Origin of the sequence: Enterobacter cloacae complex sp. P6RS (genome assembly GCF_014982245.1) — a bacterium.
GTDB classification, from domain to species: domain Bacteria; phylum Pseudomonadota; class Gammaproteobacteria; order Enterobacterales; family Enterobacteriaceae; genus Enterobacter; species Enterobacter bugandensis.
Genome location: NZ_JADCLB010000018.1, coordinates 336,217 through 348,236, shown reverse-complemented (window position 1 = coordinate 348,236; position 12,020 = coordinate 336,217). Strand labels below are relative to the sequence as shown.

At 55.9% G+C, this 12,020-nt stretch carries 10 protein-coding genes; 2 read left to right on the top strand and 8 right to left on the bottom strand.

Annotated elements, in window-relative coordinates; genetic code table 11:
* Positions 1–46: 46 nt before the first annotated feature.
* On the bottom strand, positions 47–307 hold the full coding sequence (locus tag INF73_RS13000) for a DUF2534 family protein (RefSeq protein ID WP_008500962.1): 261 nt from the start codon (positions 305–307) through the stop codon (positions 47–49).
* A 209-nt stretch (positions 308–516) separates the two neighbouring features.
* Here INF73_RS13000 and eco point away from each other — a divergent pair, with 209 nt between their 5' ends.
* Positions 517–1,020 carry a serine protease inhibitor ecotin gene (gene eco, locus INF73_RS12995; protein WP_193541962.1) on the top strand — a complete coding sequence of 168 codons (504 nt, stop codon included), beginning with the start codon at positions 517–519 and terminating at the stop codon, positions 1,018–1,020.
* A gap of 80 nt (positions 1,021–1,100) precedes the next feature.
* On the opposite strand, the gene mqo is transcribed toward eco, so the two are convergent.
* Entirely contained in the window at positions 1,101–2,750 is a 1,650-nt protein-coding gene (gene mqo / locus INF73_RS12990) for a malate dehydrogenase (quinone) (RefSeq protein WP_028013892.1), read from the bottom strand.
* Positions 2,751–2,938: 188 nt separating this feature from the next.
* Here mqo and INF73_RS12985 point away from each other — a divergent pair, with 188 nt between their 5' ends.
* The gene (locus INF73_RS12985; protein WP_045259768.1) at positions 2,939–4,228 is read left to right on the top strand and encodes a SulP family inorganic anion transporter; all 1,290 of its coding nucleotides are present in this window, start codon (positions 2,939–2,941) and stop codon (positions 4,226–4,228) included.
* Here the strand turns inward: INF73_RS12985 and mgtE are convergent.
* From mgtE to INF73_RS12955, 6 genes are all read right to left on the bottom strand, one after another.
* Positions 4,191–5,627 carry a magnesium transporter gene (gene mgtE / locus INF73_RS12980; protein ID WP_028013894.1) on the bottom strand — a complete coding sequence of 479 codons (1,437 nt, stop codon included), beginning with the start codon at positions 5,625–5,627 and terminating at the stop codon, positions 4,191–4,193. The genes INF73_RS12985 and mgtE overlap by 38 nt on opposite strands.
* Before the next feature lie 147 nt (positions 5,628–5,774).
* Positions 5,775–7,418 (bottom strand): multidrug ABC transporter permease/ATP-binding protein, encoded by a 1,644-nt coding sequence (locus INF73_RS12975; RefSeq protein WP_192971277.1) that lies wholly within the window; start codon positions 7,416–7,418, stop codon positions 5,775–5,777.
* Positions 7,419–7,487: 69 nt separating this feature from the next.
* Positions 7,488–8,144 (bottom strand): DNA oxidative demethylase AlkB, encoded by a 657-nt coding sequence (alkB, locus tag INF73_RS12970; RefSeq protein ID WP_193541964.1) that lies wholly within the window; start codon positions 8,142–8,144, stop codon positions 7,488–7,490.
* The gene (gene ada, locus INF73_RS12965; RefSeq protein ID WP_193541994.1) at positions 8,144–9,202 is read right to left on the bottom strand and encodes a bifunctional DNA-binding transcriptional regulator/O6-methylguanine-DNA methyltransferase Ada; all 1,059 of its coding nucleotides are present in this window, start codon (positions 9,200–9,202) and stop codon (positions 8,144–8,146) included. The genes alkB and ada overlap by 1 nt, the downstream gene beginning before the upstream one ends.
* 72 nt (positions 9,203–9,274) lie before the next feature.
* Positions 9,275–10,330, bottom strand: coding sequence for an FAD:protein FMN transferase ApbE (gene apbE, locus INF73_RS12960; RefSeq protein ID WP_193541966.1), 1,056 nt, complete (start codon positions 10,328–10,330; stop codon positions 9,275–9,277).
* 114 nt (positions 10,331–10,444) lie between these two features.
* On the bottom strand, positions 10,445–11,557 hold the full coding sequence (locus INF73_RS12955) for a porin OmpC (protein WP_028013899.1): 1,113 nt from the start codon (positions 11,555–11,557) through the stop codon (positions 10,445–10,447).
* Positions 11,558–12,020 lie beyond the last annotated feature (463 nt).

Below are 12,020 nucleotides of genomic sequence, written 5' to 3'. Positions count from 1 at the left end.
ATAAAAAAGCCAGCCCGCAGGCTGGCTTCTTATAGCAGGTGACTGCTCAGTGTTTTTCACGTCCGCCCAGGAAGAAAATGCCCAGCGGGATGGCCAGCAGAACGGTGAAGACAAGGCTGTAAACGAAGATCATCGCCGACTGCAGCACATACATGCTGGTAGTCCAGGCGGAGAGAGGGATGTTGTACTGTTCAATGACGCCAACAATGGTGGCCCGCCCGACGCACGCGGCAGCAATCATAAACACGACGAGTAGCGCCAGGAGAAACTTGCGGCCTTCAGGTGTTTTAAGTTTTGCACGAACCATCTCTCTTCCCTTTCACAGATGAATAACATTATCGATTGACTAAAATAACACGAACGCCCGCCACACTCCACAACAGTACAAACACCTGGCAAAACGGTTAATATTAAGTTTATTACGCTGCATATAATGAAAATGTAAGTAAATCACACCAATCATTCATACTCGTTATGTTAGTCTGTTCAGGACCGTTTTGACATAAAGGAATGACAATGAAAAACGCACCTAAATTTGCCATCGCGCTTCTCGCCGCCGCGTGCGTCAGCACCAGCGCTTTCGCCAGCGACACCCAAAAAGCGCAGCCGCTGGAAAAAGTTGCACCCTATCCGCAAGCGGAAAAAGGCATGAAGCGTCAGGTGATTCAACTGCCGGTTCAGCAGGACGAAGCGAATTACAAAGTTGAACTGTTAATTGGCAAGACGCTGGAAGTGGACTGCAATCAGCATCGTCTGGGCGGCCAGCTGGAAAGCAAAACCCTGGAAGGCTGGGGTTATGACTATTACGTCTTTGATAAAGTGACCTCTCCGGTCTCTACCATGATGGCCTGCCCGGACGGCAAGAAAGAGAAGAAATTTGTGACGGCCTATCTGGGCGACAACAGCCTGCTGCGCTACAACAGCAAGTTGCCGATCGTGGTATATACGCCTGAAAACGTGGAAGTAAAATATCGCGTGTGGAAGGCAGAAGAGACGGTCGGACAAGCGGTAGTACGTTAAAAACAAGTCGGGTGGCGGCTTCGCCTTACCCGACCTGCTAAATTAAAAACGGTAACAGATGTTACCGTTTTGCTTTTACCTTACAGCGCGATATCCGCAACCGGCTTGTTTTCCGGCTGAGGCTTCAGTTCCGCCTTCGGCGCAGCATCCGCAGCCTGCGGCTTCACGTACTGCAGCTGCAGCACGCGGCTGGTGTACTCCAGCTCTTGTTCCGTCGCATCCACGTTACCGTTCAGCTTCGTGCCGTAGGATGGAATAATGGTTTTCAGCTTCGCCTGCCATTCCGGGCTGGCAACTTTGTCTTTAAACACTTTTTCCATCAGGTGCAGCATGATTGGCGCAGCGGTAGATGCACCTGGTGACGCACCCAGCAGCGCGGCAATCGTGCCATCCTTATCGCTCACCACTTCGGTCCCCAGACGCAGCACGCCGCCCTCTTTCGGATCGCGCTTGATGATCTGCACGCGCTGACCCGCCTGCCACAGACGCCAGTCTTCTTTCTTCGCCTGCGGATAGTACTCTTTCAGCGCCTCGAAGCGTTCTTCATCAGAAAGCATCACCTGGCTAATCAGGTATTTCACCAGGTCGAAATTATCCAGGCCCACGTCCATCATCGGTTTGACGTTAGAGGTGGTGGTCGCGCTCAGCAGATCCCAGAGGGAGCCGTTTTTCAGGAACTTGGTTGAGAAGGTCGCGAACGGTCCGAACAGCACCACGCGTTTACCGTCAAGCATACGGGTATCGATATGCGGAACGGACATCGGTGGCGCACCGACGGAAGCCTGACCGTACACTTTTGCCAGGTGACGGTTCACCACTTCCGGGTTCTCGGACACCAGGAACTGGCCGCCGACCGGGAAGCCCGCGTAGTCGTCAGCTTCAGGAATACCGGACTCCTGCAGCAGCTTCAGCGCCGCGCCGCCCGCACCGATGAAGACAAATTTCGCCTTAATGACGTGCTCGGCTTCATTGTTTTTCAGATCGGCAACCGTCACGCTCCAGCTGTTGTCCGCATTGCGCTTAAAGCCGCGCACTTCGGTGCTGAGCTGCAAATTGAAGTTATCTTTCTTCTTCAGGGACGCCACCAGCTGACGGGTAATTTCGCCGTAGTTCACGTCGGTGCCAATTTCGGTACGGGTTGCCGCCACTTTCTGGTTCGGATCACGGCCTTCCATGACCAGCGGCGCCCACTCTTTAATCTGCGCGTGGTCTTCAGAGTATTTCATCCCGCGGAACAGGGTGCTCTGCTGCAGCGCAGCGTAACGCGCGCGCAGGAAATTCACGTTTTGCTCGCCCCACACAAAGCTCATGTGCGGCACGGTATTGATGAAGGAGTGCGGGTCGTGCATCACGCCGCTGTTGACCTGGTGGGACCAGAACTGACGCGAGATCTGGAACGCTTCGTTGATCTCTACCGCCTTCTCGATACTAATGGAACCGTCCTTTTTCTGCGGCGTATAGTTCAGTTCCATGAGTGCCGAATGGCCCGTACCAGCGTTATTCCAGCCGTTCGAACTCTCCTGCGCCACGCCATCGAGGCGCTCGACCATGGTCATGGACCAGTCCGGCTGCAGTTCTTGCAGATAGGTTCCCAGCGTGGCGCTCATGATGCCGCCACCAATTAAAAGGACGTCCGTTTCCTGCTCTTTTGGTGCGTCTGCTTTCGCTGCCATTGAGACGGCGTTGAGCCCGACAGCCAGAGAAAAGAGCATGGCAGTCATTTTTTTCATAATTTATGCCTTAGTGTAAAAGTGCTTGATGCGTGGAAATTGCAGGTGAAAAAAGCTGCGTGGGCACGGTAACAACTTTTAAATATTGTTTAAAGGTTACGAAATTATTGTAATTGTGAAATTTAATGATGGATTGTTTGTAGGGGATTGCGGCGCGCAACTGGTATAAGGAGGAATTTATGGCTACTATGCTGCACTTTGTGATCGCGCGCACGGAAGCCTGCCCTAACCAGCGAACTGTTATGTCCTTACCTCATTCTGCCGTATCCCCTGAAGACAGTGTAGCCAGCGTGCTGCACTCCCCTAAACAACTGGCGCGTGAAACGCTGGCGGGGGTAATTACCGCTCTGGCGCTGATCCCCGAAGTGATCTCATTTTCCGTGGTGGCGGGCGTTGACCCGAAGGTCAGCCTGATCGCCTCCGTGGTGCTGTGTCTTGCTCTCTCCGTGCTGGGCGGTCGTCCGGCGATGGTCACGGCTGCGGCCGGTTCCGTAGCGCTGGTGATTGGCCCGATGGTGCATCAGCACGGGGTACAGTACATTCTTCCGGCCGTGCTGATGGCTGGCGTGATCCAGATTCTGTTTGGCGTGCTGGGCATGGCAAGGCTGATGCGCTTTATTCCCCAATCGGTGATGACCGGATTTGTTAACGCCCTTGGCATTTTGATTTTCTTCGCTCAGGTGCCGCATTTCTGGAGCCGAAGCCCGCTGATTGTGGGCCTGTTCGTGCTGACGCTGCTGATTGTGCTGTGGGTGCCGCGCTATATTAAAAGCGTCCCTTCCCCGCTGATTGCGATTGTGCTGTTAACCCTTTTCACCGTCACCACCGGTCAGATCCTGCCGACTGTCGGTGATGAAGGCTCAATGACTGGCGGTCTGCCTGGATTTACCGAGCTGCTGGTGCCGCTTAATTTACAGACGCTGAACATTATCTGGCCGTGCGCGTTGAGTATTGCCTTCGTCGGTCTGCTGGAGTCCCTGCTGACGGCAAAACTCGTGGATGAACTGACGGTTACGCCTTCCAGCAAGCGTCGCGAGAGCATCGGGCTGGGCGTGGGGAATATCATGGCCGGGCTCTACGGTGGCATTGCGGGCTGCGCGATGATCGGACAAACCATCGTTAACGTGGAGATGGGGAAAGGACGAAGCCGCATTTCAACCATTGCGGCGGGCATCGTGCTGCTGCTCCTGGTAACGGCGCTCAGCGAAGTGATGGCCAAAATCCCGATGGCGGTGCTGGCGGGGATTATGGCGATTGTTGCCGTCAAAACCTTCAGCTGGCACAGCCTTCAGCCCGCCACGATAAAAAATGCCCCGGTTGCCGAAACGGTGGTGATGCTGGTGACGGTAGCCGCCACGGTATCAACCGGCAACCTGGCGGTTGGCGTGCTGGGCGGGATTATCGTCATGGCACTGATCCCCGCCCGCATTAAGCGTCGGGTTAAAGCAGAAAAATCGTTGCCAGCCCAAGAAAAATAAAGAAACCGCCGGTATCGGTGATGGCGGTGATCATCACGCTCGACCCCACCGCGGGGTCGCGCCCCAGTTTGGTCATCGTCAGCGGGATAATGACGCCCATCATCGATGCCACCAGCAAATTCAGCACCATCGCCAGCATCATCACGCCGCCTAAGGCCATATCGTCATACAGCCACCACGTGATGCCGCCCATAATGCCCCCCCATACCAGGCCGTTAATCAGCGCCACGCCCATTTCCCTGAAGATCAGAAAGGCGAAGTTACCGGGCTGAATATTTTCCAGCGCCAGCGCGCGGACGATCATGGTGATGGTCTGGTTTCCGGTGTTGCCGCCAATTCCGGCCACAATCGGCATCAGCGAGGCCAGCGCCACCAGCTGCGAAATGGTGTGTTCAAAGCCGTCAATCACGCGGGAAGCGATGAAGGCGGTACACAGGTTAATAGCCAGCCAAGCCCAGCGGGTTTTCACCGCCTTACCGACGGAGGCGTGGACGTCATCTTCGGCGCTGATCCCGCCTAGCGCGCGCAGGTCGTTATCGGTCTCTTCATAAACCACGTCAACGATTTCATCAATGGTCAGACGGCCCATCAGTTTGCCAACGGAGTCTACGACCGCCGCACTCACAAGGTCATCACGTTCAAAGGTACGCGCCGCTTTTTCCGCATCGTCTTCCGGGGAGAAGACCATCGGCTCGTTTTCCATCACCTCGCTCACCCGCTGCTGGGCGCTGTTGAGCAGGATGGTTTTCAGCTCCAGCTCGCCAAGCAGGGTTTTATCCCGCGAGGTGACAAACAGCTTATCGGTGTTGTCCGGCATTTTGCCCAGGCGGCGCAGGTAGCGCTGCACGGTACCGAGCGTGACGTCCGGACGTACCGTGATAACGCCGAACTCCATGATCGCGCCGACGCTGTTTTTCTCGTAGTGCATCACCTGACGCACGCGCGCACGTTCATCGGCAGGCAGAGAGGCCAGCAGGCGGCCGGTCAGGTTACGCGGCAGATGCTGTACAAGGTAAATCTGCTCGTCGATATCCAGGGTTTGCAGGGCGTCGAGGATATCCCGATCGCTCATCTCATCGATCAGGTCATCCCAGACGTTTTCCGAGGCTTCAAGCAGAACCTGGCCGCGCTCGTGATCCTGTACCAGGCGCCAGAGGGCGTGACGCTCTTCCGAAGGAAGCGCTTCCAGGGTATCCGCCAGATCCGGCGGCGGTAAATGAGCAACCAGCGCACCTACCTCAGCAATATCGTCGGCTAAGGTGCCGACATCATATTGCTCAGCCAGGGTCAGTTTGCCTAATAGCGTAGACGTGACCGCTTTATCGGTCGTGAGAAGCCAGATGAGTCGCGCACGTTCCTGGTCACGCTGCCTGGCGCTGTTTTTCTTTAATACCGACATCAATCATAAATCCATTAAATGAGTTGAGACTAAGCATAGCGCGAGGATATGTAAATAAGAATAAACAGCGAGGCGGGATGGAGAAAAAATCGGCATTACGGCCACGATTATCCCCTCTCCGCGTGGGAGAGGGTTAGAGTGAGTGCATCAGGCCGTGCGCGCCACCGCGTCACGCGACGCCGCATCGCGCTCGTCGCCGGTCAGCTCGCTCAGCCTGCCGTCGCGCATCTCCAGCAGACGGTCGGCGTGAATGAAGTAATGATCGTCGTGGCTGATGGCGAAAATGGTCTTGCCCATCTCCTGCATCAGCGGCAGCAGCACCTGATAAAACTCGCGACGGAAGTGCGGGTCCTGATCCGCCGCCCATTCATCCAGCAGGATGATGTCACGCTCTTCCGCCAGCGCCAGCAGCAGCGCCACGCGCTTCTTCTGCCCCTTAGAGAGCTTGAGGTTCAGGATTTTGCCGTCCTGGAGCTCCAGCTTGTGCGACATCTGCAGCTGCGCAAGCCATTTCTCAACCAGCGCCGGATTGGCCTGCTGCCCTTCCGGCCCCAGCAGCTGGTCAAACAGCCAGACATCGGTGAATACCGCTGAGAAAAGCTTGCGGTAATCCTCGGGTTTCTCCGCGCTCAGCGCCTTACCGTCCAGCAGGATCTCGCCCGACTGCGGCTGGTAAAGTCCGGTGAGCAACATCGCCAGCGTGGATTTTCCGCTACCGTTGCCGCCGATGAGGAACAGCAGTTCGCCGCGGTGAATCGTCAGGTTGACCGGTCCCACGGAGAAGGCGTTGTCCTGATAGCGGAACGTCACGTCGCGCAGCTCCAGGGTCTGCCAGTTCGGGAAGGCCTGCGGGCGCGGGAATTCAGCCTTAAATGGCGCCAGGTCGAACTTCTTAAGCTTGTTAAACGCCACCTGCGCGCTCAGCAAGGTGGGCAATGCGCCGACGGCCGAGAGCAGCGGCGTACGCAGGAACAGCAGGGTCAGCGAGTAGGTCGCCGCCACGTTGGTGTCCGCCCAGCCCAGGCTGTTCGCCATCCAGAATACCAGGCCAATGGCGCCCAGCATCATAATGTTGGACCAGTTCACCGCGCTCAGGTGGAAGGTATCGGCGCGAATAATGTGGTGCCGGTATTCGCGCGCGTCCGGGATATAGAGGTTATTGAAGATATGCTCGGCACGCTCGCGGTTGAGGGTCAGCTCTTTGCGCCCTTCCAGTACCGTCTGGTAATCGTTATAGAGCTTATCTTCCGTTTCGCGCAGGACCGCCATGTGTTTATAGACGCGCGACACCAGCATGAAACCGCCCCAGATGGTGATGGCAATCCACACCGCGGTCACCGCCAGCATTTTGGTCGAAAGCCAGGCGAGATAGGCCGCCGAGCCAAAGGTAAGGATGATCCCCTGCACCAGCTCCGGCAGGCGGACAAACGCGATGGTAATCGCGCGCACATCGCTGGTCAGCCCCGCCAGCAGGGAGGCGCTGCCGAGCTGCTCCACGCGCTCAACCTGCGTGTCGAGGATCCGCTTGATGAACTCGCTGCGCAGGCGGAAAACGAAATGGTGGCCGAGCGCGGTCAGCGCCAGCTGAGAGCCGAGCGTAACCGCCATCAACAGCAGGAGCAGGCCAAGAAACTCCGGCAGAACCGAGAGTGAGGTGTCGACCATTTCGATCAGCCGCACGTTTATAAACGCGATCAGGCCAATACCCAGCGCCGCGCTGGCAAGGCTTAAGGCCATTACGGCAATGAAGGGCCAGCGGTACTGACGCCAGACAAGAAGAAGTAGTTGCATGCAGGCAATCCGGACAATAAAAATCAGCCAGCAGTGTAAACTGCCCTGAGCGGACATCAAGAATAATTCTTATTTTTGTTTGTTCAATCCCGCCTGACGGAAAGTCAGATTATAGCGGTACTCGCCAGTGAGGGGATGAACCCCGGGCTTCAGGGGCTGAATGCCGTGATAGTACAGCCGTGACTCCCTGCCCCACACCACCACGTCGCCGTGCTCCAGCATAATGCGCCTGAGCGGATCGTTGCGGCGCAATCCGCCAAACTGGAAGACGGCGGGCAGACCCAACGATACCGAGACGATGGGCGCGCGCAGATCGGGTTCATCTTTGTCCTGATGCAGCGAGAGCTTCGCACCGATGGCGTAGCGGTTAATCAGGCAGGCATCAGGCCGGAAGTCAGGATAATCCGCCGCCACAGCAGCCTCGTGGCAGAGCGCCTGAAAAACTGCCGGCATCGGGGGCCACGGCTGGCCGGTCGTGGGATCGTTCGGGGCATACACATACCCACGTTCGTTCGTCGCCCACCCCAGTTCGCCGCAGTTGGCCATGGCCACCGACATGGTGTAGCCGCCCGGCGTCACCATATGGCGAAACGGTGAAACCGCCGTGACCTCTTCAATACCGGCAAGCAATGCCGCCGCACGGGAGAGTGCAAAGCGGCGCAGGATCACTGCCCCGGGCGCAAGCGGTTCCTGCCACGGTTCAGCATCCGCAAAAAGATCGAGCATTATCCCTCCCGGCGTTTCGCCTCACGTTTCAGTAATAGCGCTTTTCGCGCTGCCCCCCAGCGATAGCCCGATAGCGCGCCGTCGTTGCGGACCACGCGGTGACAGGGGATCACAATCGCCAGCCTGTTTGCCGCACAGGCACCCGCGACGGCACGCACCGCGTTGGGCTGGCCAATCGCCTTCGCCACCTGCTGATAGCTGGCCGTTTCCCCGCAGGGGATGTCACGAAGGGCCTGCCAGACCCGCTGCTGGAACGCGGTGCCGCGTATATCCAGCGGCAGCGCCAGCGGCACCACGTGGTTATCAATACTGGCAATGACCTGGCTGATACGCTGGGCAAAGGCATCTTCCTGCGGGGCAGGCTCCGCGTTTGGAAACAGCGTCGCAAATTCTTCTGCCAGTTTGGTATCGTTGTCGCCCAGCAGTATCGCGCAAATTCCCCGCTCGCTTTCCGCAACCAGGCAGCGTCCCAGCGAACAGTCGCCGATGGCGTAACGCACCGCCACCTCGCCTTTGCGGTACTGCTTCGCCGTCATGCCCAGCGCATCGTTGGCTTTACGGTAATAGCTGCTGCTGTCGGGAAACCCTGCCGCCAGCACGGCATCGGTAATTTTGTTTCCCTGCGCAAGTGCCGCGCGCAGACGCTGCCCCCGCGCCGCCTGCTGCCAGGCTTTTGGCGTCATCCCGGTGACGGACTTAAACAGCCGGTGGAAATGGAAAGGACTCATGGCGACCTGCTGCGCCAGGCCTTCAAGCGTCAGCGCGGGATCCTGCTCCAGAAGGCGACAGGCGTGCTCCACTTTCGCCAGCTTTTGCTGATTCGGATCGCGTTTGTCCGGCATGCAGCGCTTACACGGGCGAAACCCTGCCTGAACGGCATGCTGGACATCGGGATAAAAGCAGACGTTTTTACGCAGCGCGTGACGGGCGCGGCATGACGGGCGGCAGAAAATCCCCGTCGTCTGCACGGCAAAGACAAACCGATCGTCAGCGCGCGGATCGCGAGCCAGAACGGCCTGCCAGCGATCCTCATCATTCATATAGGTTGGATTTTTCATCATCAGCTCCTCTTACAAGCATACCTTTAGCGTGCCCGAGTGCCAGTGATAAAAAACCCGCAACCTTGCTTTTTAATTTTTGTCGCTCACCAGGAAGCTGTTGAACTGCGGCGAGCTCCAGGTTTTGAACCCGTCGCCCTCTTTAGTGATCATATAAACCGCCAGTCCTTCCTGACGAACCACCTCTTTGGCTTTTTCCGGGCCGAGAACCATTAATCCGGTATCCCAGGCGTCGGCTTCCAGCGCAGTGGGGGCAATCACGGTCACCGAGACCAGGTTATGCGTGATGGGACGTCCGGTCAGCGAATCGATCACGTGCGAAATTCGCTTCCCGTCGAGCTCGTAATAGTTACGGTAGCTCCCGGAAGTGCTGATGCCGTGCCCGTTAATATCCACAATGGCCTGTACGGCGTTTTGCCGATCGGTCGGTTTTTGAATCGCCACGCGCCACGGTTTACCGCTGGCGTTCATGCCCCGGCTGACTAACGCGCCCCCCACGGAGACCAGGTAGCGCGATATCCCTTCCTGCGTCATCAGCGCGGCAAGGTGATCCGCCGCGTAACCTTCACCTACCGTCGACAGATCGACAAACAGATCGGGGATGTCTTTCTGCAGATACTGCTGGCCGTACTGGTTGATCACCGTCAGATGCTTTAGCCCTGTCCGGGCGCGGGCATCATCAATGGCCGCCTGATCGGGTGTGGTATCCGGCTGTTTGTTCGGGCCAAACCCCCAGAGATTGACCAGAGGCCCGACGGTGACATCCATCGCGCCGTTGGTTTTATATCCCACGCGCATTGATTCGGTGACGATATCGGCCATCGCTTCGCTCACCGGCCACAGGGAGGTACTGGTAGAAAGATTAAAGCGCATCAGCGCCGAGTCATTTTTATAGGTTGAGAGCAGCTGGTCGTCGGCGTCCAGCTGAGACTGGATTTTACCGCGAAGTTCATCAGCGCGCGTTTTATCCAGGCCCATCACGCTGACGCGCCAGAAGGTGCCCATCGTTTTGCCTTCGAGCACCGTCGCGGCGGGTGCATCGGTTTTCGCCACGGGCGCGGAATCGTCACACGCGGTCAGGAAAAAAAGCATAGCCAGAAAGCTGGCGCGTAAAAAAGTCATGTCCATTCATTATTATCCTCATGCCAGGGCGGCAAGAGTACACCAAAACGGTTGCATTGTGAGGCCAAAAAAAAGCACAAAAAAGGGGCCTTCAGGCCCCTTAGTCACACGATGACGCGATTAGAACTGGTAAACCAGACCCAGCGCGACGATATCATCAGTGCCGATACCGGCCTGACGGGTGAACTCATTTTCATCAACCAGGTTGATTTTGTAATCCACGTAGGTGGACATGTTTTTGTTGAAGTAGTAAGTCGCACCCACATCAACATATTTCAGCAGATCCTGATCGCCGTAACCTTCGATGTCTTTACCTTTGGACTGCAGGTAAGCCACGGATGGACGCAGGCCGAAGTCGAACTGGTACTGAGCAACCACTTCGAAGTTCTGCGCTTTGTTAGCAAAACCGTAAGCGGTAGTCGGGCTGCTGCCGTTAGAGGTACCGAAGCGGGTTGCGTTGTAGGTCTGAGAGTACTGCGCAGCCAGGTAGATGTTGTTGGCATCATATTTCAGGCCGCCAGAATAGACTTCTGCGTGATCGCCGTTACCGTAAACGCCCGGTGCGTTCTGGTCAGCGGTACGTTTGGAGGAGGACATCGCACCACCCACACTGAAGCCTTCGCCCAGGTTATAGGTTACGGATGCACCGTAGCCGTCGCCGTTCTGTTTCAGCAGGCTGCGTCCACCGACGTTTTCGCCGCTTACGCTACCGTTTTTACCCTGATACTGCAGCGCAAAGTTCAGGCCATCCACCAGACCAAAGAAGTCCTGGTTACGATAGGTCGCCACGCCGTTAGCACGAGACTGCAGGAAGTTGTCTGAGCCGTAGGTATCGCCGCCAAATTCTGGCAGAACGTCAGTCCAGGAAGTTACGTCGTAGATCACGCCGTAGTTACGACCGTAATCGAAAGAGCCCGCTTCAGCGAATTTCAGACCAGCAAACGCCACACGCGTCCAGGACTGGTTGTCGCTTTCAGTCGTGTTGCCCTGGATCTGGTATTCCCACTGGCCGTAACCGGTCAGCTGATCGTTAACCTGAGTTTCGCCTTTGAAGCCAAGACGCATGTAGGTCTGGTCGCCGTCAGCACTCTTGTCGTCAGAGAAATAGTGCAGACCATCAACTTTGCCGTACAGATCTAATTTGTTGCCATCTTTGTTATAAATTTCGGCCGCATTTGCTGCGCCTGCTACCAGCAGTGCTGGTACCAGGAGGGACAGTACTTTAACTTTCATTTTATTAACCCTCTGTTATATGCCTTATAATTGCCACTGCTTACTGGTTAACCCTCATTAACCAGTCGGCAAATTCATTCTCCGCAAAATTACAGAATAATCCAATGCGAATATGATACGAAAACTTTGAAGATGTTTCATTTATCCATCAACATGTTTCAAGATGTAAATGAAAAGGAACTTTTACAAAGCACAAAAAGCTTAGAAATTTAGCACTCATAATCAAAACGAAAAATGAACCAATAAATATCAAAGAGTTAAAATAAAAAACGTTACCGCACTGAATGACAAAACAAGATCGACTCCAGTCTCTAAAATAACTCTCGCTATCATCATTAACTTTATTTATTACCGTCATTCAGCTTTGAATGTCTGTTTATCCCTAATTCAACCGGATGCGTCGCATTCGGTTTTTTTTTACCCTTCTTTACGTAACTTTTCCTTTTTTGTGCTACCGCCGCGT